The sequence below is a fragment of the Clostridium sp. UBA7503 genome (assembly GCF_002477055.1).
GTDB classification, from domain to species: domain Bacteria; phylum Bacillota; class Clostridia; order Clostridiales; family Clostridiaceae; genus Clostridium_J; species Clostridium_J sulfidigenes.
In genome coordinates this window covers 1-212 of the sequence record NZ_DLNT01000017.1, presented here as the reverse complement: position 1 = coordinate 212, position 212 = coordinate 1, and positions in this window count along the sequence as shown.

Genomic DNA, 212 nt, shown 5'->3' with positions numbered 1-212 from the left:
AGAAGATGGGAGTATTAGAGTTGGTAGTCATCGGATGAACAGTTAAAATGTAAACTATTTAAATAGTTTAATAGGTAAATAGTTGTTTTATCCATGCAGATTTCAGGGATCTGTCTTTTAAAATTCTAGAATTAATATATATTAATTATGAAAAATTATTAATATAATTTTAAATAATAAAAATTTTAAATTAACCTTGTTATTTGGAAATA